This is a genomic window from Tateyamaria sp. syn59, from assembly GCF_007995245.1.
GTDB lineage: Bacteria > Pseudomonadota > Alphaproteobacteria > Rhodobacterales > Rhodobacteraceae > Tateyamaria.
Genome location: NZ_VCBA01000001.1, coordinates 468,348 through 490,714, shown reverse-complemented (window position 1 = coordinate 490,714; position 22,367 = coordinate 468,348). Strand labels below are relative to the sequence as shown.

The 22,367-nt window shown below is 62.5% G+C and carries 26 protein-coding genes; 14 read left to right on the top strand and 12 right to left on the bottom strand.

The features are described from left to right. Nucleotides 1–50: 50 nt before the first annotated feature. From FD715_RS02455 to prfA, 3 genes are all read right to left on the bottom strand, one after another. Nucleotides 51–614 (bottom strand): DUF4167 domain-containing protein, encoded by a 564-nt coding sequence (locus FD715_RS02455; RefSeq protein WP_147104639.1) that lies wholly within the window; start codon nucleotides 612–614, stop codon nucleotides 51–53. A gap of 203 nt (nucleotides 615–817) precedes the next feature. Next, nucleotides 818–1,633: a peptide chain release factor N(5)-glutamine methyltransferase gene (gene prmC / locus FD715_RS02450; RefSeq protein ID WP_147105189.1), complete on the bottom strand. Its 816-nt coding sequence runs from the start codon at nucleotides 1,631–1,633 to the stop codon at nucleotides 818–820. Nucleotides 1,634–1,650: 17 nt separating this feature from the next. Next, on the bottom strand, nucleotides 1,651–2,700 hold the full coding sequence (gene prfA, locus FD715_RS02445) for a peptide chain release factor 1 (protein ID WP_147104636.1): 1,050 nt from the start codon (nucleotides 2,698–2,700) through the stop codon (nucleotides 1,651–1,653). Nucleotides 2,701–2,762: 62 nt separating this feature from the next. Here prfA and FD715_RS02440 point away from each other — a divergent pair, with 62 nt between their 5' ends. Next, nucleotides 2,763–3,053 (top strand): hypothetical protein, encoded by a 291-nt coding sequence (locus tag FD715_RS02440; RefSeq protein ID WP_147104633.1) that lies wholly within the window; start codon nucleotides 2,763–2,765, stop codon nucleotides 3,051–3,053. On the opposite strand, the gene FD715_RS02435 is transcribed toward FD715_RS02440, so the two are convergent. The 4 genes from FD715_RS02435 to FD715_RS02420 form a co-directional block, all read right to left on the bottom strand. Continuing rightward, entirely contained in the window at nucleotides 2,991–3,407 is a 417-nt protein-coding gene (locus tag FD715_RS02435) for a DUF1499 domain-containing protein (protein WP_223274705.1), read from the bottom strand. The two genes, FD715_RS02440 and FD715_RS02435, sit on opposite strands and share 63 nt — an antisense overlap. Before the next feature lie 38 nt (nucleotides 3,408–3,445). Continuing rightward, nucleotides 3,446–4,393: an agmatinase gene (speB, locus tag FD715_RS02430; protein ID WP_147105184.1), complete on the bottom strand. Its 948-nt coding sequence runs from the start codon at nucleotides 4,391–4,393 to the stop codon at nucleotides 3,446–3,448. Then, nucleotides 4,383–5,351, bottom strand: a complete 969-nt coding sequence (speB, locus tag FD715_RS02425) for an agmatinase (RefSeq protein WP_147104630.1) — start codon at nucleotides 5,349–5,351, stop codon at nucleotides 4,383–4,385. Before speB (FD715_RS02425) ends, speB (FD715_RS02430) begins: the two co-directional genes overlap by 11 nt. Before the next feature lie 68 nt (nucleotides 5,352–5,419). Then, nucleotides 5,420–6,583, bottom strand: a complete 1,164-nt coding sequence (locus tag FD715_RS02420; RefSeq protein ID WP_147104626.1) for a M20 aminoacylase family protein — start codon at nucleotides 6,581–6,583, stop codon at nucleotides 5,420–5,422. A gap of 30 nt (nucleotides 6,584–6,613) precedes the next feature. Between FD715_RS02420 and mazG the strand changes: the two genes are divergently transcribed. Further along, entirely contained in the window at nucleotides 6,614–7,468 is an 855-nt protein-coding gene (mazG, locus tag FD715_RS02415) for a nucleoside triphosphate pyrophosphohydrolase (RefSeq protein ID WP_223274704.1), read from the top strand. Here mazG and FD715_RS02410 read toward each other — a convergent pair. After that, entirely contained in the window at nucleotides 7,455–8,324 is an 870-nt protein-coding gene (locus tag FD715_RS02410) for a hypothetical protein (RefSeq protein WP_147104623.1), read from the bottom strand. The genes mazG and FD715_RS02410 overlap by 14 nt on opposite strands. A 120-nt stretch (nucleotides 8,325–8,444) precedes the next feature. Here FD715_RS02410 and FD715_RS02405 point away from each other — a divergent pair, with 120 nt between their 5' ends. Both FD715_RS02405 and FD715_RS02400 read left to right on the top strand, forming a co-directional pair. Next, nucleotides 8,445–9,386, top strand: a complete 942-nt coding sequence (locus FD715_RS02405) for a nucleoside hydrolase (protein WP_147104620.1) — start codon at nucleotides 8,445–8,447, stop codon at nucleotides 9,384–9,386. Continuing rightward, nucleotides 9,383–9,832: an N-acetyltransferase gene (locus FD715_RS02400; RefSeq protein WP_147104617.1), complete on the top strand. Its 450-nt coding sequence runs from the start codon at nucleotides 9,383–9,385 to the stop codon at nucleotides 9,830–9,832. The genes FD715_RS02405 and FD715_RS02400 overlap by 4 nt, the downstream gene beginning before the upstream one ends. A gap of 7 nt (nucleotides 9,833–9,839) precedes the next feature. Here the strand turns inward: FD715_RS02400 and FD715_RS02395 are convergent, their stop codons facing one another. Next, nucleotides 9,840–10,376 (bottom strand): CBS domain-containing protein, encoded by a 537-nt coding sequence (locus FD715_RS02395; RefSeq protein ID WP_147104614.1) that lies wholly within the window; start codon nucleotides 10,374–10,376, stop codon nucleotides 9,840–9,842. 102 nt (nucleotides 10,377–10,478) lie between these two features. Here FD715_RS02395 and FD715_RS02390 point away from each other — a divergent pair, with 102 nt between their 5' ends. After that, a complete protein-coding gene (locus FD715_RS02390; RefSeq protein ID WP_147104612.1) occupies nucleotides 10,479–11,876 on the top strand; it encodes a YdiU family protein in 1,398 nt (465 codons plus the stop codon). Between the two features lie 21 nt (nucleotides 11,877–11,897). On the opposite strand, the gene FD715_RS02385 is transcribed toward FD715_RS02390, so the two are convergent. Continuing rightward, a complete protein-coding gene (locus tag FD715_RS02385) occupies nucleotides 11,898–12,773 on the bottom strand; it encodes a DMT family transporter (protein WP_147104609.1) in 876 nt (291 codons plus the stop codon). Nucleotides 12,774–12,894: 121 nt separating this feature from the next. On the opposite strand from FD715_RS02385, the gene FD715_RS02380 reads away from it, so the two are divergent. Continuing rightward, nucleotides 12,895–13,689, top strand: coding sequence for a DUF533 domain-containing protein (locus tag FD715_RS02380; protein ID WP_147104606.1), 795 nt, complete (start codon nucleotides 12,895–12,897; stop codon nucleotides 13,687–13,689). A gap of 15 nt (nucleotides 13,690–13,704) precedes the next feature. On the opposite strand, the gene FD715_RS02375 is transcribed toward FD715_RS02380, so the two are convergent. After that, the gene (locus FD715_RS02375; RefSeq protein ID WP_147104604.1) at nucleotides 13,705–14,985 is read right to left on the bottom strand and encodes a DEAD/DEAH box helicase; all 1,281 of its coding nucleotides are present in this window, start codon (nucleotides 14,983–14,985) and stop codon (nucleotides 13,705–13,707) included. A 76-nt stretch (nucleotides 14,986–15,061) separates the two neighbouring features. Between FD715_RS02375 and FD715_RS02370 the strand changes: the two genes are divergently transcribed. The 7 genes from FD715_RS02370 to FD715_RS02340 all read left to right on the top strand — a co-directional run bounded on the left by FD715_RS02370 (nucleotide 15,062) and on the right by FD715_RS02340 (nucleotide 19,961). Then, entirely contained in the window at nucleotides 15,062–15,481 is a 420-nt protein-coding gene (locus FD715_RS02370; RefSeq protein WP_147104601.1) for a Fur family transcriptional regulator, read from the top strand. A gap of 18 nt (nucleotides 15,482–15,499) precedes the next feature. Continuing rightward, nucleotides 15,500–16,198 carry an NYN domain-containing protein gene (locus FD715_RS02365; RefSeq protein ID WP_147104597.1) on the top strand — a complete coding sequence of 233 codons (699 nt, stop codon included), beginning with the start codon at nucleotides 15,500–15,502 and terminating at the stop codon, nucleotides 16,196–16,198. A 4-nt stretch (nucleotides 16,199–16,202) separates the two neighbouring features. Next, complete coding sequence (locus FD715_RS02360; protein ID WP_147104593.1) at nucleotides 16,203–17,078, top strand: DMT family transporter; 876 nt, start codon at nucleotides 16,203–16,205, stop codon at nucleotides 17,076–17,078. 70 nt (nucleotides 17,079–17,148) lie between these two features. Continuing rightward, a complete protein-coding gene (eno, locus tag FD715_RS02355) occupies nucleotides 17,149–18,423 on the top strand; it encodes a phosphopyruvate hydratase (RefSeq protein ID WP_147104591.1) in 1,275 nt (424 codons plus the stop codon). Continuing rightward, nucleotides 18,420–19,037 carry a hypothetical protein gene (locus FD715_RS02350; RefSeq protein ID WP_147104588.1) on the top strand — a complete coding sequence of 206 codons (618 nt, stop codon included), beginning with the start codon at nucleotides 18,420–18,422 and terminating at the stop codon, nucleotides 19,035–19,037. The genes eno and FD715_RS02350 overlap by 4 nt, the downstream gene beginning before the upstream one ends. Then, nucleotides 19,030–19,542 (top strand): GNAT family N-acetyltransferase, encoded by a 513-nt coding sequence (locus tag FD715_RS02345; protein ID WP_147104585.1) that lies wholly within the window; start codon nucleotides 19,030–19,032, stop codon nucleotides 19,540–19,542. Before FD715_RS02350 ends, FD715_RS02345 begins: the two co-directional genes overlap by 8 nt. Beyond that, a complete protein-coding gene (locus tag FD715_RS02340; protein ID WP_147104582.1) occupies nucleotides 19,539–19,961 on the top strand; it encodes a cupin domain-containing protein in 423 nt (140 codons plus the stop codon). The genes FD715_RS02345 and FD715_RS02340 overlap by 4 nt, the downstream gene beginning before the upstream one ends. On the opposite strand, the gene FD715_RS02335 is transcribed toward FD715_RS02340, so the two are convergent. After that, nucleotides 19,948–21,051, bottom strand: a complete 1,104-nt coding sequence (locus FD715_RS02335; protein ID WP_147104579.1) for an anhydro-N-acetylmuramic acid kinase — start codon at nucleotides 21,049–21,051, stop codon at nucleotides 19,948–19,950. The two genes, FD715_RS02340 and FD715_RS02335, sit on opposite strands and share 14 nt — an antisense overlap. A gap of 64 nt (nucleotides 21,052–21,115) precedes the next feature. Between FD715_RS02335 and tyrS the strand changes: the two genes are divergently transcribed. Next, nucleotides 21,116–22,357: a tyrosine--tRNA ligase gene (gene tyrS, locus FD715_RS02330; RefSeq protein WP_147104575.1), complete on the top strand. Its 1,242-nt coding sequence runs from the start codon at nucleotides 21,116–21,118 to the stop codon at nucleotides 22,355–22,357. Nucleotides 22,358–22,367: the final 10 nt, after the last annotated feature.

The window sequence follows — 22,367 nt, the reverse complement described above, 5'->3', positions numbered from 1 at the left end:
GAACACGGGCGCGCCGATGGCACGCCCGTCTTCGAAAACTCTATCGCTGGCTATTCGGCAGCTTCGGGTGCAGGGCCGTCCGCATCAGGCTGCGGCGGCGCATCGCCCTGCTCTGCCACGGGCTCGGCCTTGGGCTTGCGGGTCCGGCTGCGGGTCGATTTCGGCTTGGGCTTGGGTTGGCTTTCCGGCGTTTCCACCAGCCCGCTGTCACCCTCGCTCTCGACCACGTCAGGTTGCGGCGCTTGGGCGGGATCGGCGGCATTGGCCTCCTGCTCTTGCCGGGCGGCACGTTCGCGATCACGTTCGGCCTGGCGTTCGCGGTTCTGGCGCTCCTGCTCTTCCCGGCGGGCGTCAATCTCGCGCTGCGCTTCGGCCAGCATGCGCAGGTAATGCTCTGCGTGCTGCTGGAAGTTCTCGGTCGCGACGCGGTCGCCCGACAATTGCGCGTCGCGGGCCAGCTGGTTGTATTTGTCGATAATCTGCTGCGGCGTGCCGCGCACCTTACCCTCGGGGCCGGAACTGTCGAACACGCGGTTGACGACGTTGCCGCCGCCACCGCCGGAATTGCGGTTGCGGTTGCTCTTGGACCGGGACCGGGATCTCGAAGACTTCATGGATGTGTTAAGCTCTCTGGCACAATACTTTGGGATCGCCTGTGCCGCATCATCGTGGTTGCGTGTCACAGTCTCTTGGCGATCTTGTGGATGGGACGCTGCTGCACCACCGAAGCTGCGCGATCTGCGTCTGAACTCGAATATGCACGCTCAGGCCCGGACGACAAGGGTTAAAGGGGCAGTTTCGACACTTTTTGACCCAGTCACGCCGGATTCCGCGCAAGAAGGACACGGTCGCGCCCATCAAGATCAGGCAGAATGTCCACGATCCCCCACCCGCCGTTCTCGAAAATGGCGCGCACCTCGGGGCCTTGTTGCCATCCGATCTCGCACAGGACACGGCCCTGCGCCGTCAGATAGCTGCCCGCCTGATCGGCAATGGTGCGGTAGGCCGTCAGCCCGTCCCCCTCGTCCGTGAGCGCCATGCGGGGTTCATGGTCGCGCAATTCCGGTGCAACCTCTTCCATTTCAAAGGCTGACAAGTAGGGCGGGTTCGCGACGATCAGGTCGAACCGCCCCTCGACCGGATTGAACCAGTCCCCCTGCCGGATCGCGACTCGCGCGGTTACACCATGCAACACCGCATTGGCAGACGCTTGCAGGCAGGCCGCCTCGGACAGATCAACGCCCACCCCATGCGCCTCTGCCCGCTCCGCAAGCAGAGTCACAAGCACACACCCGGACCCGGTGCCCAGATCAAGAACGCGCGCAAAGTCCTCGCTCAGCGCCGCTTCAACCAGTGTTTCAGTTTCGGGCCTTGGGTCCAGAACATCTGCGCTCACCTTGAAGGCGCGTCCGTAAAAGTCGCGCTGACCGATCAGATGACTGACCGGCACGCGTACTGCACGCAGGGCGATCAGGTGGTCGTAGCGGTCGGCTATGTCGGGTGCGATGTCTTCGGGCGCGATCAGAGTGACGCGCGCGGCATCCACTTGTGCTGCATACGCCAGCAAGACGCGTGCGTCGCGGGCAGGGTCCGGCACACCGGCCGCACGGAGCCGCGCGGTGGCCGCCACCATCGCTTCTGCCGCAGTGGTCACGTGCCCATCTCTGCCATCAGCCGCGCTTGCGCATCAGCGGTCAGCGCGTCAATGACCTCATCCAGATCCCCCTGCATCACCTGATCCAGCTTGTAGAGTGTCAAGTTGATCCGGTGGTCGGTCATGCGACCCTGCGGAAAGTTATAGGTCCGGATGCGCTCGGACCGATCGCCGGATCCCACTTGCGCCGCCCGATCGGCAGAGCGTTCACTGTCCACCCTGCTGCGCTCCAGATCATAGAGCCGCGCGCGCAGAACCTGCATTGCAATCTCGCGGTTGCGGTGCTGCGATTTCTCGCTGCTGGTAACAACGATACCCGTGGGCAGATGCGTGATCCGCACGGCGCTGTCGGTGGTGTTGACGTGCTGCCCACCTGCGCCAGAGGCGCGCATGGTGTCGATACGGATGTCCTGGGGCGATATGTCGATGTCCACATCCTCCGCTTCCGGCAACACCGCCACGGTCGCGGCAGAGGTGTGAATACGCCCCCCGCTTTCGGTGGTGGGCACCCGCTGCACACGGTGCACGCCGCTTTCGAACTTCATCCGGGCAAAGACGTTTTCGCCGGTGATATGGGCCACGACTTCCTTGATCCCGCCCAGCTCTGTCGCTTGCTCTTCGACGATCTCCAGCTTCCAGCCGCGCGCTTCGGCATAGCGGTGGTACATCCGCAAAAGATCACCGGCAAAAAGCGCGGCCTCATCGCCTCCCGTACCGGGCCGGATCTCCAGCATTGCGGGCTTGGCGTCTGCCGCGTCCTTGGGCAACAGCGCAATCTGCAACGCCGCCTCCGCCTCGGGCAGCGCGGCCTTGAGACGCGGTAGCTCTTCTTCGGCAAGCTCAGCCATGTCCGGATCGGCCAACATCGCCTCCGCCTCTGCCATGTCGGCGACGATCTGCTGGTAGGCGCTGATCTGGTCCACGACCGGCTTGAGGTCCGAGTATTCCTTGGCCAGGGCCGCAATATCGCCGGACCCATCGGCCATGGCAGCCTCAAGATATTGAAAGCGTTGTGTGATCTGAACAAGGCGGTCTTCGGGGATCATAACGCCGGTTTGATCCAAGCCCGGGTATTGGTCAAGGGGCGGACTGTGCTATACTACCATCCATGATGCGCAAAACATTGATATTCCTGTTGATGGCCAGCCCTGCACTGGCGGATGTGACATCGCCCTCCGGCAAGACGGTCGAGTGCTATTGCACCGACAAGACCGGCAGCCGCATTGAATTGGGGCAGACAATCTGCATGCAGGTCGATGGTCGCATGTTCATGGCGCAATGCCAGATGTCGCTGAACTCGCCCATGTGGCGCCAGGTCGAGGAAGGATGCCTCAGCTCATCCCTCTTGGGCGGCGACCAGCAACCGCTCCAATCGTTCGCGGTTGACTCCCAGATCTGACTGGCCAAAGCGCAGTCTGGCATGCATCTTGAGCAGCCCGTCGGCGTATTCGACAGTAGTGTAGTCAGGAAATCCAATCCATTTGCTGCGCGTCTCGTATGTGATGCGCCCGTCTTCGACCGATCCGGCGACCACGCGCGTGCGCGGCAAATCGCGTGCCGCTGCGTCGACACGCGCCAACGCATCTGGATCCGCCTCCATCACACGGATCGCCCCGCTCGCCATATCCTGGCTGTCCGTCTGAGCGACAGGCACGTGCCACTGTGCTGCATCGGTTGGTGAAAGCCGAACAAAGGCCAACACGCCAATGACAATTATACAAAGGATGACAGTCAGATACATCGCAATTTTCATCTCACTCCCTTCACTTGGCTGAGTAGTCTGCCGCCCTGTCAGCGATAGGCAACGCCGGGAAGAACGCAGAGCAGCTCATAGAGGATATTCGCCCCCGTCAACGCTGTATTTCCCGATGTATCGTAGGGCGGCGAGACTTCAACCAGGTCGCAACCCACAATGTTGAGACCACGCAAGGCACGGATCAATTGCAAGGCTTGGGGCGTCGTCAGCCCCCCGATCTCCGGCGTGCCGGTGCCCGGTGCAAAAGCCGGATCAAGGCTGTCGATGTCATAACTAACATAGGTCGGCACATCCCCGATATCGCGCCGGATCTCCGCCCCCAACTGGCTCAGGCTGCGGCCCCACAATTCGGACGCCGTAAAATGCTGAAACCCCCAGCCCTGCGCTTCGGTGAAATCCTCGGCCGAGTAGCCGGTGCCGCGCAGACCGATCTGGTACACTTTGGACGGCTGCAACAACCCTTCTTCGTAGGCGCGGCGGAACACGGTGCCATGGGTCTCTTTCTCGCCAAACATCTCGTCATTGACGTCAGCGTGGGCATCCACATGCACAAGCGCGACCGGGCCGTGCCGCTTGGCCATGGCGCGCAGGATCGGCAGGGTAATAGAATGGTCACCGCCGATGGCCAATGGGACTGCATCAAAATTGAGGATCGCCTCATAACTCTCTGCAATGATGCGCACACTGTCGGCCAGCGAGAACGTGTTGATCGCGAGGTCGCCAATATCGGCCACCTGCAAGCTGTCGAAAGGCGCCGCGCCGGTTTGCAGGTTGTAAGGCCGGATCATCGCCGATTCGCTGCGCACCTGCTTGGGCCCGAACCGCGTGCCGGACCGCCACGAGGTTCCGATGTCCATCGGCACGCCCAGTATTGCTGCATCCAGTTTGTGCAATTCGTTGGAAAACGGCAGGCGCATGAACGTGTTGGGTCCCGAGAAACGGGCCAGATCGTTGCCGCTGATCGGCTGGTTCCTAGGCGCCACCGCGCATCCTCCACCCCAGAAGCTGACAAATCTCGGTCGCCACATGCGCGCCGGCGATGGCTGTGGCTCCTGTCGTGTCAAAGGGAGGTGAGACCTCGACCACGTCGCCGCCCTGAATGTTGATGCCCGCAAGCCCCCGCAGCAGCGCCGCCGCCTGGGCGGAGCTCAAACCGCCCCAGACCGGCGTTCCCGTGCCTGGGGCAAAGGCCGGGTCAAGGCCGTCAATGTCGAAGCTGAGGTAAACCGGCCGGTCTTCCACGATCTCCCGCGCCCGCGCCGCCGCCGCCTCCGCCCCGATGCGGTGAAACTCCGGTGCGTCGATGATGTTCACTCCGAGCGTGTCCTCGTTGGTCGTGCGGATGCCGATCTGGACCGACGTTGCAGGGTCAACGATACCGGATTTCACCGCCTTGTAGAACATGGTGCCGTGGTCCACGCGGCTCATGTCGTCGTCGGCCCATGTGTCGGTGTGTGCATCAATCTGGATCAGGGACATCGGCCCGTGCTTTTCAGCATAGGCTTTGAGAATGGGGAAAGAAATGTAGTGATCGCCCCCCAGCACGACACTTGCAGCACCCGCGTCCAGAATACCGCGAATATGCGCGGTCAGCGTATCGGGGAAAGACGGAATGTCAGCATAGTCGAACGCCACATCGCCATAGTCCACGATCACCCGCTCACTGACGACATCAAACGGCCAGCCATAAGGCGCGTCAGGCGCCTGCAAGGAAGACGCCTCGCGGATCGCGCGCGGCCCCAACCGGGTGCCGGGCCGGTTCGTCACCGCCTGATCAAACGGTACCCCCGTCACCGCAATATCCACACCGGACAGCTCCTTGGTGTACCGCCGCCGCAAGAACGACGTCGCCCCGCCAAAGGTCAGCTCGAACGACGGCCCTCTCGGATCATCGCGGGTAAAGGCGTGATCCATCTGATGTTTCGCGTCTTCCAACGCCATCCCGTATCCCACTTCCCTGTTTCAAAAAATCCCGGGGTGAGGCGCGCAGCGCCGAGGGGCAGCGCCCCTTAGCGCAGCGGCTGCGCCGTCTCGACGAGCCGGGCAAAGAACGACGCCCCAATCGGCGCAATCTCATCATTGAAGTTGTACTTCGGATGATGCACGCCCGCCCCGTCGCCCTGCCCAAGCATCAGGTACGCCCCGGGCCGGGCCTCCAGCATGTAGGAGAAATCCTCCGCCCCCATCACGGGCTCCACGTCCGGCTCCACTCCGGCCTCGCCCGCGACCTCAGCGGCGACCTGCGCTGCGAAGCCGGCCTTGTCTGCATCATTCACCGTGGGTGGATAGCCAAAGTCGATGTTCAGCGTCGCGGTACAGCCATAGGCTGCTGCCGTGCCCGCAACAATCTCCTCCATCCGGCGCACGACCATGGATTGCACGTCCTTGGAAAAGGTCCGCACTGTCCCGTTGATATAGGCGCTTTCCGGGATCACGTTGTCGGTCGTGCCGGTATGGATCTGGGTGGTCGAGATCACCAGTTGTTCCATCGGGTGGTGATTTCGGCTGACGATGGTTTGCAGCGCGGTCACGATGGCACAGGCCGCTACCACCGGATCCACCGCATCGTAAGGGCGCGCCGCATGGCCGCCCTTGCCCGTCACGTGGACATGAAACTGATCAGCCGCTGCCATGATCGGACCAGCACGGGTGTGGAACTTGCCGAAATCCTTTCCGGGCGCGTTGTGGATGGCATAGACCTCGCCCACCCCGAACCGGTCCATGATCCCCTCCTGCACCATGACCTCGCCACCGCCGCCGTCTTCCTCGGCAGGCTGGAAAATCAACGCAACACGGCCTGAGAAATTGCGCGTCTCCGTCAGATACTTCGCCGCCCCCAGCAGCATCGCCGTATGACCGTCATGGCCGCAGGCGTGCATCTTGCCCGGATGGGTTGAGGCATAAGGCACCCCCGTCTCCTCCTCGATCGGCAGCGCGTCAAAATCGGCGCGCAAGCCGATGGTCGGCCCGTCGCCCTGCCCGTTGATGATCGCGACCACGCCGGTCTGCGCGATGCCTGCATGCACCTCATCCACGCCGATTTCCGCCAACCGCTCCTGGATAAAGGCCGAGGTCTTGGGGCAGTCAAAGGCCAGTTCCGGGATCGAATGCAGATGCTGGCGCCACGCCGCTATGTCGGGGGCAAGATCGCCGATGCGGTTGATGATGGGCATGGGTGGACTCCGGGCCATGGGATACGTCAGATGTCAGCAAACCTGAAACCGGCGGGGGCTGCAATGGGCGACGACCTGATCCACGACCAAAACGCAGGCATCGAGCGCCTGCTGGAAATCATGCGCCGCCTGCGCGATCCGGACACCGGCTGTCCCTGGGACGTCGAACAGACGTTCCAGACCATCGCGCCCTATACGATCGAAGAAGCCTACGAGGTGGCCGACGCCATCGAACGGCAGGACTGGGCCGAGCTGGAGGGCGAATTGGGCGATCTCCTGCTGCAATCGGTCTACCACACCGCCATCGGCGAAGAGGCCGGGCATTTCAGCTTTCAATCCGTTGTCACCAACATCTCGAACAAGATGGTGGACCGTCACCCGCACGTCTTTGGCGACGAATCCCGTGACAAAAGCGCCGAACAGCAGACCCGCGATTGGGAGGCAATCAAGGCAGCCGAGCGCGCGGGCAGAGCGCAGAAAGGCGCGCTTGACGGCGTCGCCATGAACCTGCCCGCGCTGTTGCGCGCGGTGAAACTGCAAAAGCGCGCGGCCCGCGTCGGATTTGACTGGCCCGAAACCGCACATGTGATCGACAAGATCAAAGAAGAAGCCGCCGAACTGGTCGAGGCGCGCGACACGATGGGTCACGAAGAGATGGTGGACGAGATGGGCGATCTTCTGTTCGTCGTCGCCAACCTCGCACGGCATCTCGGCGTTGAGCCGGAGGAGGCTCTGCGGCGCACAAACGCCAAGTTCACCCGCCGTTTCACAGCGGTCGAGGCGGCGCTGGCCGAGCGGGACAAGCGCCCGCAGGACAGCACCCTGGAAGAAATGGACGCGCTTTGGGACGCGGTCAAAGCTCAGGAAAAAGCTATACGAAATTGATATGCTGCATCCACTCGATTTGCTTTAGGTCTGACGCATAACGCGCGGACAAATATGATTTTTCTTCCGCTGTAAACTCTGCAATGCCGCGTGCCTCACGGTCATCCGTATGCGCGTTGATGACCTTCGTCCATTCTGCCCGCGACAGTGTCTTGTCCGCACGGTAATGCTCTTGCAGGACCATCAGGGCGGCGTCGGTGGCACTTTTGTTCACGACGCGCGCTGGTTCGACCAACCCATCCACGGGCAGGTCCGGGACCAATCGGCGCAACAGGTCCACATTGCTGCCCCGTGATGCGTAAGGCACAACAGTAATCACGTCTGGCTGCAACATATCGTATATGCCGCCCACCAAATCCGGCCAGCCCCGGTCAACGTTCAGGTAACTGTCCTTAACCTCGGAAAAATCAGGCATCGCGTTGTCTTCTGCCCGCTTTCGATAGGCGGACACGAAAAGCTCGTCATAGGGGCGCACAACAAGCAGCACATGCGCCACCGGCCCTGTCCACGCCGTGCGGAGTGCGCGGCATCGGTCCTCGGCAAAGGGATAGAATTGACCTTGCATGAAGTGGAACATGCGCCCGGTGATGTTTTCCTCGGACAGGATGACAGGCCGGCCATCGCGGTAAGGCTCCAGCGTTTCCGATGCCTTGGCAGCAGCTGCATCCGCATCAATTCGCGTACCCGAAGGCAGCCGCAGCGCGAGCTTGCCAGACGGAATTCCATCACGACCGGGATAGGCCGTTGTCCATCCCATCGCGTCAAGCGCTTGCCGGTTGTCGTGCAGGCACAGCTGAAAAGAAGACGTGCCGGTACGGTGCGCACCGGCGTGAATGAAGATGGGGGCGTCGGCCATGCTTTCGGCCCTTAACGCAGCACATCCGGGCCACGCAAGGATTTGCGTATCGGCGCGCGCGGCTTCTGGACAAGGGGTGCCAAAGGGGCCACGGTGCGCCAAACCCGAAGCGGAGGCGGCATGGCAGCGCGCAAGATAATCATCGACACCGATCCCGGACAGGATGACGCCGTTGCGATCCTGCTGGCCCTGGCCAGCCCAGAGGATGTTGACGTGCTGGGCATCACCGCTGTTGCCGGGAATGTCCCACTGGACCTGACGGCCAAGAATGCCCGCATTGTCTGTGAACTGGCGGGGAAACCTGATGTCCCCGTGTTTGCGGGATGCGACCGCCCGCTGCGCCGCGATCTTGTCACGGCAGAGCATGTGCATGGCAAGACCGGCCTCGATGGTCCTGACCTGCCCGATCCGACAATGCCGCTGCAGGTCCAGCACGCGGTTGATTTTATCATCGACACGCTGCGCAACCATGATGCGGGCACCGTCACGCTCTGCCCCCTTGGGCCACTTACAAACATCGCGACAGTCTTTCAAAAGGCGCCCGACGTTGTGGACCGCGTGCAAGAGATCGTGCTGATGGGTGGTGCCTATTTCGAGGTCGGAAACATCACCCCCGCGGCCGAATTCAACATCTATGTCGACCCAGAAGCTGCTGATATCGTGTTCAAAAGCGGCGCGCCGATTGTGGTCATGCCCCTTGACGTCACGCACAAGGCGCTTGTCACCAAAACCCGCAACGACGCCTTCCGGGCGCTTGGCACGGGCGCGGGCACGGCGGTGGCAGAAATGACCGACTTCTTCGAACGCTTCGACAAGGAAAAATATGGCTCAGCCGGGGCGCCGCTGCACGACCCCTGCGTGACCGCGTACCTGATCCGACCCGATCTTTTTTCCGGGCGACACATTAACGTCGAAATTGAGACAACGTCGGAACTGACCATGGGCATGACCGTCGCCGACTGGTGGGGCGTCACGGATCGTCCGGCTAACGCACTGTTCATCGGTGATCTGGATGCGGACGGCTTCTTTGATCTGCTCACTCAACGGCTGGCCCGCTTGTGAGCGCCGCCCTGACCCTTGCCACGCCCGAGCATTTTGACCGTCTCGACAGCCTTGTGGCAGCGTTCCACGCCGAGGAGGGGATCGCACTCACCGACGAGGCACGCGCCGCGGGGATTCAGCCGCTGCTCGATGGTATACCGCATGGCGCGGCTTACCTCATTGGCCCGCCCCGTGCACCTATCGGATACATTGTTGTCACCTTCGGCTGGTCCATCGAGTTTGGCGGCATGGACGGGTTTGTGGACGAGTTGTTCATCCGGCCCGGCGTCCGCGGACGCGGCATCGCGACGGAGGTTCTGTTGGCGCTGCCCCGTGCGTTGGGAGAGGCGGGCGTCAAGGCGCTCCACCTAGAAGTCAGCCATGAAAACAGCGTCGCCCAGCGTCTCTACGCCCGCGCGGGCTTCAAACTGCGCGACGGCTACGCGCTGATGACACGACAACTGTAGCGCTGCGCTAGAGCGACCGCACCACGATGATCATCAGCAGCGTATAAAGGGCGATGCCCCCGCCAATCAGCCACACCGCATAGTTACGGGCCAGCGACGCGCGCGCCAGTTGCGACGCCTGGTAAACGAGGTCCGGCCACGTATAGCTGACGAAATCACCTTGGGTGAACACGGCCTTGATCCGCCCCTCCTGATCGACCACGGGCAGGCGGCGAAAGCGGTCGTTGGACATGATGCGCAGCCAGTCGACCACATCATCCGTTTCTTGCGCCACACGCGGCTCATGCGTCATGATCTCGGTCAGCTTGGTGGTCTTGGCATCCAGCCCGGCATGCACCAGCTTACGCATCACATCGCGCTCGGTCATCACGCCGATCACCTTGTCCTCCGGATCGACAACGATCACCGACCCGAAGTTTTTCTTGCACATCGCATCGACCGCCTCGGCGACTGATGCCTCCGGCGCAAATGTCAGCGGTCTGGGCTTGTTTTCGTATTCTGGTCGGTCGCGCAGTTGCATTCCGACCCGGTTTGAGGTGGCCATCGCATATCTCCCGAACAAGTGTTGTTCAGTTAACGATAGCCCGCATGCACCAATCTCAACCTTTCGATGGTATCACGGCTCCCGCAGACCTATATCCCGCGCATGAGCCTGCACATCCCCTTCGACAACACCTACGCGACATTGCCGGGTGCGTTTTACACCCGGCTGAACCCCACGCCTGTGGCGAAATCCGAGCGGCTGGCGTGGAACAGCGCTCTGGCGCAAGAGCTTGGGATCGAAGGGGCCGACGACAGCGTTTTTGCGGGCACGACCGTACCGAAGGGGGCGGCCCCCCTAGCCCAGCTGTATGCAGGTCACCAGTTCGGCAACTACAATCCACAGCTTGGCGATGGTCGCGCGATCCTTCTGGGCGAAGTGATCGACCAGCATGGTCAGCGCCGCGACATCCAGCTCAAGGGCTCCGGGCCCACGCCCTATTCCCGGATGGGCGACGGACGCGCATGGCTCGGGCCAGTCCTGCGCGAATATGTGGTGAGTGAGGCCATGCACGCCCTTGGCATCCCAACAACACGCGCCCTCGCCGCCATTGCGACAGGCGAGCCTGTCTACCGCGAACAGGGCGCGCTGCCGGGTGCCGTGCTCACCCGCGTCGCGTCCAGCCACCTGCGCGTGGGCACGTTCCAGATCTTTGCCCATCGCGGGCATATCGACGAATTGCGCACACTCACCGACTACGCCATCACGCGCCATCACCCGGGCGCGGATGGTCCCATGGGATTGCTCAAGGCCGTCTGCGCAGCCCAGTCGAAACTCGTGGCTGCTTGGATGTCCGTGGGCTTCATCCACGGCGTGATGAACACCGACAATTGCACCATCTCGGGCGAAACCATCGACTACGGCCCCTGCGCGTTCATGGACGCCTATCACGAGGGGCGCGTGTTCTCTTCCATTGACCAGATGGGGCGCTATGCCTTTGGCAACCAGCCGCGCATTGCCGTCTGGAATATGGCGCAGCTTGCGACGGCCCTTATCCAGCTGTTCGAGGACAAGGACAAAGCGGTTGAAGACGCAACCGCCATCGTCCACGCCATGCCTGGCCAGCTTCAGGCGGAATGGCTGAACCGCTTTGCGGCGAAGATCGGACTGTCCGACCCCACGCCCGAGGATCAGACATTGATCGAGGACCTGCTGACGCTCATGCAAACGGACGGCGCCGACTTCACCAACACCTTCGCCACGCTGCACACGGATCAGGCGCGCGATCAGTTCACCGATCGGGGCGCCTTTGACACATGGGCTCAGAAATGGCGCGCACGCGGGCCCGACACGGACCTGATGCTCCGCACCAACCCACAGATCATCCCGCGCAACCACCGGATCGAAGCCATGATAGACGCCGCCGTTGCAGGGGACATGAATCCATTCGAGCGGCTGATGACGGCCCTGACAGCACCCTACGACCTGCCCGCGGGCTACGACGACCTGCGCCGCCCACCGACGCAGGACGAAATCGTTCCGGCCACATTCTGCGGCACCTGACGGCCGGAGGACACCTCAGCCTTACTGCCGATTGATCAGCACCAGCCCGACGGCCACCAGCCCCAGCGCCAACCAGATCGTGGCCGAGATGTCTTCGCCCAGGATCACCCAACCCAGCACCACCGCAAAGACCGGCGACAGAAAGCTGAAGGACGCCACACCGGAGGCCGGGTAGATCTTCATCAGGAAGAACCAGAACAGGAAGCCAAAGCTGGCGATGAACACGATCTGGTAGCCAAGGCCGATGATGTGAACGACCTCAAGATTGCGCAAGAGCGGCCCGAAATATGGCGCCAGCAGGATCAGTACCGGGGTCGAGATCAGCAATTGCCACAACAGCTGCTGCTCGGCCGGAATGCGCGACAACTGCGTGACCCGCACGCACAGCGCGATGCCCGCCCAGCATAGCGCCGCCCCCAACGCAAACAGGTCCCCAAGCAGATTGCCCTGTGCGGCATCGCGGTCCAAAAGGGCAAGGACAACACCGCCCATCGCAAATCCAAGGCCGACCACCCGCACACCGGTCAGCCGCTCTCCCGGCAGAAAGACATGCGCGCCAAGCGCAAGCCAAACCGGCATCGAGTAGAACAGGATAGATGTGCGCGCCACACTGATTAGGTCGAGCGCGATAAACAGGCAGATGAATTCAACTGCAAACAGCAGCCCGGCGATGATCCCGCCGACGCGCCCCTCGGCAGGCAGGCGCATTGAAATGCCCCGCGCCCACATCCAAAGGGCTAGTAAAACCAGCCCCCCAAAGGACCGCAGGCCCGCCATGAACACTGGCTGAAACCCCTCATTCGCAACCTTGATCACCACCTGATTGAACCCAAAGTTCAGCGAAAACAGCGTCAGTGCCACGGCACCGATCAGGTCGATATGCGACTTGCGGGTCATCGGCGCAGAACGGCTCGTTTGCTGGTCAATGTCAATCGCGCACAAACATTCCCCGCCGTTTGGTGCGCGATATGTGCCAAGCTGACAGCCAGCGAATCCCCGGGAGGATGGAGGAGACACCATGAGCTTGATGAAAACACTGGCCAAAGTGGCCATCGGCGTGGCCGTGGCCAAGGGCGCCAGCGCGATGATGAAAAACCGCGGCGGGACGGCCAGCGCGGGCGGCAGCCTCGGCGGTCTGCTCGGCGGCCTGTCCGGTGGTCAGGCTCAGGGCGGCGCAGGTCTGCAGGACATGCTGGGCGGGCTCATGGGTGGGGCCCACGGTGGTACGGGTGGCCTCGGCGGCCTTCTGGAAGGGTTGGGCAGCGCGGGCGCCTCGGGTCAGGGCTTGCAAGGGATGCTCGGCGGCTTGGCCGGTGGCGCAGGTGCTGCCGGTCTCTTGGGTGCCCTCGGTGGTGCCATGGGCGGACGCCCCACTGACAACGGCGCGAGCTTTGGTCAGGTCCTGAACTCGAACTTCGACCAAACGCCCGAAGAGCCCATTGAACCCACCGCAGATCAGGAAGCTGCCGCAGCACTGATGCTGCGCGCGATGATCCAGGCCGCGAAGTCCGATGGCCAGCTTGATGATGCCGAACAGGAAAAACTGATGGGCCAGCTTGGTGGCGACATCGACGCGCAAGAGGCCGCGTTTCTGAAGACGGAAATGCAGCGTCCCGTGGACGCCCAGGCCCTGGCCCGGCAAGTGCCGAACGCCATGGGCCCGCAGGTATATGCCATGTCCGTGCTTGCCATCGATCTCGACAGTCAGGCTGAGGCGCAATACCTGCACAAGTTGGCCCAGGCGCTGAACATGGATGCCGCCAGCGTCAACGACATCCATGCGCAACTGGGTGTTCCGTCGCTCTACACCTGACCGGCGCGGGCCGCGTTACGCGCGCGGCCCCTTGGGCTTTGGCTTGCGACGCCGCCGGTTCGACGGCTTCGATGTGCCCGGCGCACCGGGGCGCCCGCCACCGGGTTTGCCACCGGGGCGTCCGCGCCCACGGCCCCGGCCACCGGCGGGCTTGGCATCGGGATCCGGCACCGGCTCCCAAGCACGCCCCGACAGCACCGGGATCGACAGTTTCATCACCTTCTGGATGTCCTTGAGGTGATCCATCTCCTCCGGCGCACAAAACGCAACGGCGGAACCATCCTTGCCTGCCCGCGCCGTGCGGCCAATGCGGTGGACATATGCCTCGGGCACATTGGGCAGCTCATAGTTATAGACGAACTTCACATCCGGAATATCCAGCCCACGCGCCGCCACATCCGTCGCGACCAGCACCCGTATCTCGCGCGCCTTGAAGGCCGCCAGCGCACGCTCGCGCTGCCCCTGCCGCTTGTCACCGTGAATCGCTGCGACGGCAAATCCCTTGCGCTCCAGCGCACGCGACAGCCGGTCAGCCCCGTGCTTTGTGCGGGTAAAGACCAGCGCCCGGTTCTCCCGGTGCTTGTCGAGCAGCTCGATCAGCAAGGCCGACTTCTCGGCCTTGGCGATGAAGTGCACGCCTTGGGTCACCTTGTCGGCTGCCTTACCGGGCGGGTTCACTTCGACCCGGATGGGGTTCTGAAGATAGCTTTGCGCAATCTCGTTCATCTGCTTGGGCATGGTGGCCGAAAACAGCATCGTCTGGCGGTCCTCGCCCATCAGCGAAGAAATCTTGCGCAGCGCGTGGACAAAGCCGAGATCCAACATTTGATCCGCCTCGTCCAACACCAGAAAACCGGTATCGGCCAGCTTGATGGCTCGACGATCCACCAGGTCCAGCAAACGGCCCGGTGTGGCCACCAGAATGTCGGCCCCTTTGGACAGGCGCTGGATCTGCGGATTTATGCTCACGCCGCCCACAACGATCTGCACGCGCATGCTGGTCAAGTCCCGCAACACGGCAGCGATCTGCCCCGCCAACTCGCGCGTGGGCGCAAGGATCAAACCACGCGCCGTCTTCGGAGCCGGTTTGCCGCCCTCCTCCATCAGCCGCGCAATGAGGGGAATACCAAAGGCTGCCGTCTTGCCGGTGCCGGTCTGGGCCAGGCCCATCACGTCGCGCCCGTTCAGCGCGTGGGGAATAGCCTGCGCCTGAATGGGCGTCGGCTGGGTCAAACCCATCTCTGCCACCCGGCGCGCCAAAGCCTCGGGCAGGTTCATCATGTCAAAATCGCTCATGGCCCCCAGTGAACCCATAGCCCCCCAGCGTCAACCGCAATTGCCCCGGCCTCAACCTTTCGGTACACCCGCGCCCATGACCAGCAAACGCGCCACCCTCACCGACCGCAGCGAAGCCAAGGGCCTGCGCATGACCCACCCCCGCCGGGTGATCGCACAGGTGCTTGAAGCCTCCGAAGACCACCCGGATGTCGAGGAACTCTACAACCGCGCGAGCGCTGTCGATTCGGGGATTTCCATCGCCACGGTCTACCGCACGGTCAAACTGTTCGAAGAGGCGGGGCTGCTCGACAAGCTTGAATTCGGCGATGGCCGCGCCCGCTACGAAGATGCGGAACGCGAACACCACGACCACCTGATCGACATGAACTCGGGCGAGGTGATCGAGTTCGTCGATGAAGAGATCGAAGCGCTACAGGAAAAGATCGCCGAAAAGCTGGGCTATGAACTGCGCGGGCATCGGCTGGAACTCTATGGTGTGCCGCGCAAGCGGTGACCGCATGAAAGGGGCCACATGGCCGACCGTGACCGCCCGCTGCTTGCCGTCCTGATCGACGCCGACAACGTGCCTGCCAAATTCGCTGACGCCGTGCTGCGCGAGGTGACGTCCATCGGCGAGCCGGCCCTGCGCCGCGTCTATGGTGACTGGTCCTCTGGTCGTCTCAAGGCGTGGTCGGAACGCATCCTGGAACTGGGGCTCGTCGCCCACCAGGACACGTCGAACACCACCGGCAAGAACGCCAGCGACATCGGGCTCGTCATCGACGCGATGGACATTCTGCATGGGCGACGCTTCGACGGCTTCGTCATCGTATCCTCCGACAGCGATTTCACCGCCCTGGCCAACCGCCTGAGAGAAGACGGGCTGATGGTCATCGGCATCGGTGAGGCGAAAGCGCCCGAGGCGCTGCGCAATGTCTGCAACCGCTTCATCCTGATCGAAAACCTCGTGGGCGAAACCGAACAGCCCAAGGGCCGCGCTGCGCCCAAAGACGCTCTGCCCTTGATCGAAAGCGCAATGAACAAGATCGATCAGGACGATGACTGGTACGCTTTGGGCCAGATCGGCCAAGCCATCCAGAACGCCCACCCCGACTTTGACACGCGCACATACGGGCACCGCAAATTGTCGGCACTGGTGCAGGCGCTCAAAGGCGTCGAGACCCGCAAGCAAGGCAATCAGCTGATGATGCGCCTCAAGCGGACGGGCTGATCACATGGACAACCTGCGCGGTGCGGCCATCATGGTGCTGGCGATGCTCGGCTTCGCCATAGAGGACGCTGTGATCAAATTCCTCGCAGGCGCCTTGCCGGTTGGTCAGGTGATCGGTTTTCTCGGCATCGGCGGCACATTGGTCTTTGCGATCACCGCCCGGATGCAGGGACAACGCTTGTGGGACCGCGCGTTCCTCACGCCCGCGATCATGATCCGAAACCTGGCAGAGGTGGTCGGGCTGATCGGCTTCGTCACCGCCCTTGCCCTGATCCCGCTGTCCACCGCCTCCGCCATCCTGCAAGCTGCCCCCCTGCTCGTGACACTCGGCGCCGCCGTGTTCCTGGGCGAGGATGTGGGCTGGCGCCGCTGGGCCGCCATCTTCGTCGGCTTCTTCGGCGTGATGTTGATCATCAAACCTGGCACTGCAGCCTTCGACTGGAAACTGCTTTTCGCCGTCGTGGGCGTATTGGGCCTCGCCGCCCGCGATTTGGCCACCCGCCGGGTCCAGGCGAATGTCAGCTCGGTCCAACTCAGCTTCCTCGCCTTTCTGGTCGCCATCCCCGGCGCCGCCATTCTACTCTATCTCGGCGGCGACCAGATCGTCGTACCCACCCAGGCGCAGCTCGGCCTGTTGATTGCATCCGTGGCCATCGGCTGCATCGCCTACTTCGGAATCACCGTCGCCATGCGCGTGGGCGAGATCAGCTTTGTCACCCCGTTCCGCTACTCGCGCATGGTCTTTGCACTGATCCTCGGCATGCTCGTCTTCAACGAACGCCCCGACGCGCTCACACTGCTGGGCGCAGCCATCATCATTCTGTCCGGCCTTTATACACTGTGGCGCGAGCAGATCAGGAAATCACCCGATGCGGCGTAAAAGCACTTGTTGTTAGCGCAAACACCGCGTTAGACGCAGCGTAACTTTCCAAGACAGGAGCCCCCCTCCCATGAGAACCATCATCGACATTCACGCCCGCGAAATCCTCGACAGCCGCGGCAATCCGACAGTTGAGGTCGATGTGACCCTCGAAGACGGCACTATGGGTCGCGCCGCAGTGCCTTCGGGCGCATCGACAGGCGCCTACGAGGCGGTGGAAAAGCGCGACGGCGACAAGGCGCGCTACATGGGCAAGGGCGTGCTAGAAGCGGTCACAGCGGTGAATGGCGAGATTGCAGAGGCGCTCGTCGGCATCGACGCCACCGAACAGGTCGAACTTGACCGCGCCATGATCGAACTCGATGGCACCGACAACAAGGGCCGCTTGGGTGCCAATGCGATCCTCGGTGTATCAATGGCCGCCGCAAAGGCCGCCGCCGACTGGACCTCGCAACCGCTTTACCGCTACGTGGGCGGCACCTCAGCCCGCATCCTGCCTGTCCCGATGATGAACATCATCAACGGCGGCGAACATGCCGACAACCCCATCGACATCCAGGAATTCATGATCATGCCGGTGGCTGCGGACAACATCCGCGAGGCGGTGCGCATGGGCTCCGAAGTGTTCCACACGCTGAAGAAAGAGCTGTCGGCTGCGGGTCTTTCTACTGGCATCGGTGATGAGGGCGGCTTTGCCCCAAACATCAACTCCACTCGCGACGCACTTGATTTCATTTTAAAATCCATTGAAAAAGCTGGTTATAAGCCAGGCGACGACATCCATCTCGCGCTCGACTGTGCCGCCACGGAATACTTCAAGGACGGCAAGTATGTCCTTGCGGGTGAGGATAAAACGCTGACGTCAGATGAAAACGTCGCCTATCTCGAAGCGCTGGTGAACGACTACCCGATCATCTCGATCGAGGACGGCATGGGTGAAGACGACTGGAACGGCTGGAAGGCCTTGACCGACGCCATCGGCGACAAGGTGCAGCTTGTGGGCGACGACCTGTTCGTCACGAACCCCGCCCGCCTTGCCGATGGCATTGCGCGCGGCTGCGCCAACTCCATGCTGGTAAAAGTCAACCAAATCGGAAGCTTGACGGAAACACTTCAAGCTGTCGATATGGCCCACCGCGCCCGCTACACCAACGTCATGTCCCACCGCTCGGGCGAGACGGAGGACGCCACCATCGCCGACCTCGCCGTCGCCACGAACTGCGGGCAGATCAAAACCGGCTCGCTCGCCCGCTCGGACCGGCTGGCGAAGTATAACCAGCTGATCCGCATCGAAGAAATGTTGGGCGAAACCGCCGAATATGCAGGCCGTTCGATCCTGAAGTGATTGACGCCTTCGTCAAAGCCGTGGGCGGCACGCTCGCCCACGTCACCGCCTCTGCCAACGTGCGATCAATTCGCGCAAACGGCCTTCGACCCGCCAGTCAGCTGGCAGCGGACGCAGGAATTGACCCTACGGACATCGCCCTGCGCAACCACCGAATGCAGGTCGGCCCCGCCACGCTGAACCACCAGAAACCGATCCTGCGCGGCCTCAACGCCGCCAACCGCGTCCTCGACGGCCACACGCCCGAAAGCTGGGCACACCAACTGGACCAGCGCGTCTTCCTTTGGCCCGAGCGCAAGGGGCAAGCCTTCGCCGCCTCCATCAAACGCGATCTCGACATCACGATCCTCTGGCTCGACAGTGTCAAACTGGCCGAGGCCGTCACCGAGCATATCGACCTCAGCCCCATCAACTCCGGCAACTTCACCCAGGGCGGCGCACACGCCCGCCGGGGCGACTGGCTCTATGTCCCGCTCACCGCTGGCCTCGACGCTTTCCGCCAAAACCGCTCAAAACACGGGCTCAAACACACGCCCGACAGCGTCACCGAAATCTCCCTCCGCTGCCCCATTGCACCCGACCTGCTCACCGACCTACTCATAGGCCATGACTGACCTCACCATCCGCCCGTCAACACCCAACGACATGGACGACATCGCCCATCTCTGCTGGGCCTACCGCGCCCTTCTGATCGAGCGCGAGGCAGGGCTGCCGCCCATGACCGCCAAGTTCTATCCCGAAGACACCTATCGCGCCCTAATCGACGACCTCCCACGCATCCACGCCCGCCCGCGCGGCGACATCTTGCTGGCAGAAATGGACGGCACGGTGGTCGGATGCGCCATGTACTACCCGCTCGCCCTCAACGGCGTGACCGAGATCAAGCGGGTCTACGTCGACCCCAAGGCACGCGGCACCGGCGCGGGACGAAAGCTGATCGAAACTGCCATGGCCCACGCTCGTGCCGATGGCTACACCCGCATGGTGCTCGACACGATGGAACGACTAACTGAAGCAATCGCACTCTACGAGCGGCTGGGCTTCAAACCCTGCGATCCCTACTACGACGTGCCGCCCGCCTTCCTGCCACACCTGCGCTACTATGAGCATCCGCTATGACCGCCGACGACATCATCGCCCACCTGCACCTACAACCCCATCCCGAAGGCGGCCACTACCGCCAGACCTGGGTGGCCGAGAACGCAGGCCGCCCAACAGGCACCTGCATCTACTTTCTGCTGAAAGCGGGCGAAGCCAGCCACTGGCACAAGGTTGATGCCACCGAAATCTGGCTCTACCACGCAGGCGCGCCGCTCATCCTGTCGATGAGCGCCAGCGAAGAGACCCCCGCCCAGGATCACCTCCTGACCCCGGACCTGACCCAGGGCGCACCACAAATCATCGTCCCCGAACACCACTGGCAAGCGGCCCGGACCACGGGCGAGTACACACTCGTCAGCTGCACCGTCTCCCCCGGCTTCCAGTTCGAAGGGTTCACGCTCGCCCCCGAAGGCTTCGACATCCCTAGGGGTAGCTAACGGTCCCACCACCGACAGCGGCACGCACACCCGTGGTCCCCGGACACGACGTCGGCAACCCCCGCGCCACCCGCACGGCGAGATAGGCAAAGGCCTGCGCCTCCAGCATATCACCGTCCAGCCCGACATCTTCGACGGGTCGCACCGGACAGTCCAAAGACACCTCCAGCATCTTCATCAACACCGGATTGTGCCGCCCTCCGCCCGTCACAAGCACCTGAGACGGCGGAGACGGACAATGCTGCATCGCCTCCGCCACGCCCGCAGCACACATGGCGGTCAGCGTCGCCGCCGCATCCGCATCGCTCAACTCTTGGACCAGCCCTACCATCTCAGCAAAATCATTTCGATCCAGAGACTTCGGCGGCATCCGCGCAAAATAGGGCTCGGCCAGAAACAACTCCAACGCCCCTGTCTCCACCGTGCCCGACGCCGCAATCCGCCCACCCTCATCAAAGGGCACGCCGCGCCGCGCCTGCACCAGATCATTCACCGGCGCATTGGCAGGCCCGGTATCAAAGGCCAATAGCGCCCCTTCTTCCTCGGGCGCATCGCGCATCGGATCGACCCATGTCAGATTGCCCACGCCCCCAAGGTTCAGAAACGCAACCGGACTGGTGGCTTGCATCCACTTGGCACAGGCGAAGTGAAAAAACGGGGCCAGCGGCGCACCCTCGCCACCCAACTCCACATCCGCCGACCGAAAATCCCAAACAACCGGATTGCCCAAAGCCTGCGCCAAGGCCGCCCCATCGCCCAATTGCAATGTGCCCTGCAAACGCGGCGCATGGGCCACGGTCTGTCCGTGAAACCCAACCAGATCAATGCCCTCAAAGCCGGACAGCAACGCCTCATGGGCGGCCATCACAACCTCAGTCGCAGGCTCCAAAGCTGGCCCGGACCAATGCCCGAGGGCCGAACGCAACGCCGCGCGTTCCTCTTCCGCATACTCCCGATAATCCTGCGGCCCGAAACCATGAATCGAAACACCATCGGTCTGCAATACCGCCGCATCGACCCCGTCCAGCGACGTGCCCGACATCGCCCCAAGCGCGGTTACAACCGCCCCTTTCTCTTTGACCTTATCCATGGCCTTTTCCTTTGCCCGTCCCCCGCTTATAGACTGCGCCGGAGCCGTTCCAAGGACAAGCCAAATGACCTACACCCCCCGATCCGATTTTGTGCACGTGATGCAAAGCCGCGGGTTCCTGGCCGATTGCACCGACATGCAGGCGCTGGACGAAACGCTATTGGTTCCGGGGCAAACGGCCTATATCGGCTTTGATGCAACGGCCAAATCGCTGCATGTGGGCTCGCTCATCCAGATCATGATGCTGCGCTGGTTCCAGAAGACGGGGCACAAACCCATCACGTTGATGGGCGGCGGCACGACCAAGGTGGGCGATCCGTCCTTCCGCGCCGACGAACGCCCCCTGCTCGGCCCTGAGCAGATCGAGGCGAACATCGCTGGCATCAGACAGGTCTTCTCCGCTTACATCGACTACGACGCCGGCGCACAAATGCTGAACAACGCCGAATGGCTCGACGATCTGAACTACCTCGATTTCCTGCGCGACATCGGGCGGCATTTCTCGATCAACCGGATGCTGTCGTTCGAGAGCGTCAAATCCCGCCTCGACCGCGAACAATCGCTCAGCTTCCTCGAATTCAACTACATGATCCTGCAGGCCTATGACTTCATGGAGTTGAACCGTCGCTACGGCTGCATCCTGCAAATGGGCGGCAGCGATCAGTGGGGCAATATCGTCAACGGCATCGACCTGACACGCCGCGTGATCCAGAAAGAGGTGTTCGGCCTGACCTCGCCACTGCTGGAAACCTCCGACGGCAAGAAGATGGGTAAGTCCCAATCCGGTGCCGTGTGGCTGAACGCCGAGATGCTGAGCCCTTACGAGTTCTGGCAGTTCTGGCGCAACACCACAGACGCCGATGTGGGGCGCTTCTTGAAGCTCTACACCGAGTTGCCGCTCGATGAGTGTAACCGTCTCGGCGCGCTCGAAGGGTCCGAAATCAACGAGGCGAAGGCGCGGCTTGCCACGGAAGTCACCACGCTCCTGCATGGAGCCCAAGCGGCGGCAGCGGCAGCGGAGACGGCGCGCGAGGTCTTTGAAAAGGGCGGCGTCGGAGACGACCTGCCCACACTGACGCTCTCGGCAGAGGATGTGGGCGACGGTATCTCCATCGTGCAGCTGATCGTCAAATCCGGCCTCGCCGGCTCCGGCAAGGAAGCCAAGCGCCTCATCGCCGAAGGAGGCGCCAAGATGAATGACGCCCCACTCACCGAAGCCGGGACGATGATAGACGCGTTAACACTTTCGGAACCGATCAAGCTGTCGGCAGGTAAAAAGCGGCACGCGCTCGTCCAAATCGGTTAATCCTAGACCG

Bases quoted from the DNA above. Each gene is read 5' to 3' on its own strand.
- FD715_RS02455 (WP_147104639.1), bottom strand. From the start codon at position 614: ATGAAGTCTTCGAGATCCCGGTCCCGGTCCAAGAGCAACCGCAACCGC.
- prmC (WP_147105189.1), bottom strand. From the start codon at position 1,633: ATGGTGGCGGCCACCGCGCGGCTCCGTGCGGCCGGTGTGCCGGACCCT.
- prfA (WP_147104636.1), bottom strand. From the start codon at position 2,700: ATGATCCCCGAAGACCGCCTTGTTCAGATCACACAACGCTTTCAATAT.
- FD715_RS02440 (WP_147104633.1), top strand. From the start codon at position 2,763: ATGATGCGCAAAACATTGATATTCCTGTTGATGGCCAGCCCTGCACTG.
- FD715_RS02435 (WP_223274705.1), bottom strand. From the start codon at position 3,407: ATGAAAATTGCGATGTATCTGACTGTCATCCTTTGTATAATTGTCATT.
- speB (WP_147104630.1), bottom strand. From the start codon at position 5,351: ATGGCGTTGGAAGACGCGAAACATCAGATGGATCACGCCTTTACCCGC.
- FD715_RS02420 (WP_147104626.1), bottom strand. From the start codon at position 6,583: ATGCCCATCATCAACCGCATCGGCGATCTTGCCCCCGACATAGCGGCG.
- mazG (WP_223274704.1), top strand. From the start codon at position 6,614: ATGTCAGCAAACCTGAAACCGGCGGGGGCTGCAATGGGCGACGACCTG.
- FD715_RS02410 (WP_147104623.1), bottom strand. From the start codon at position 8,324: ATGGCCGACGCCCCCATCTTCATTCACGCCGGTGCGCACCGTACCGGC.
- FD715_RS02405 (WP_147104620.1), top strand. From the start codon at position 8,445: ATGGCAGCGCGCAAGATAATCATCGACACCGATCCCGGACAGGATGAC.
- FD715_RS02395 (WP_147104614.1), bottom strand. From the start codon at position 10,376: ATGGCCACCTCAAACCGGGTCGGAATGCAACTGCGCGACCGACCAGAA.
- FD715_RS02390 (WP_147104612.1), top strand. From the start codon at position 10,479: ATGAGCCTGCACATCCCCTTCGACAACACCTACGCGACATTGCCGGGT.
- FD715_RS02385 (WP_147104609.1), bottom strand. From the start codon at position 12,773: ATGACCCGCAAGTCGCATATCGACCTGATCGGTGCCGTGGCACTGACG.
- FD715_RS02380 (WP_147104606.1), top strand. From the start codon at position 12,895: ATGAGCTTGATGAAAACACTGGCCAAAGTGGCCATCGGCGTGGCCGTG.
- FD715_RS02375 (WP_147104604.1), bottom strand. From the start codon at position 14,985: ATGAGCGATTTTGACATGATGAACCTGCCCGAGGCTTTGGCGCGCCGG.
- FD715_RS02370 (WP_147104601.1), top strand. From the start codon at position 15,062: ATGACCAGCAAACGCGCCACCCTCACCGACCGCAGCGAAGCCAAGGGC.
- FD715_RS02365 (WP_147104597.1), top strand. From the start codon at position 15,500: ATGGCCGACCGTGACCGCCCGCTGCTTGCCGTCCTGATCGACGCCGAC.
- FD715_RS02360 (WP_147104593.1), top strand. From the start codon at position 16,203: ATGGACAACCTGCGCGGTGCGGCCATCATGGTGCTGGCGATGCTCGGC.
- eno (WP_147104591.1), top strand. From the start codon at position 17,149: ATGAGAACCATCATCGACATTCACGCCCGCGAAATCCTCGACAGCCGC.
- FD715_RS02345 (WP_147104585.1), top strand. From the start codon at position 19,030: ATGACTGACCTCACCATCCGCCCGTCAACACCCAACGACATGGACGAC.
- FD715_RS02340 (WP_147104582.1), top strand. From the start codon at position 19,539: ATGACCGCCGACGACATCATCGCCCACCTGCACCTACAACCCCATCCC.
- FD715_RS02335 (WP_147104579.1), bottom strand. From the start codon at position 21,051: ATGGATAAGGTCAAAGAGAAAGGGGCGGTTGTAACCGCGCTTGGGGCG.
- tyrS (WP_147104575.1), top strand. From the start codon at position 21,116: ATGACCTACACCCCCCGATCCGATTTTGTGCACGTGATGCAAAGCCGC.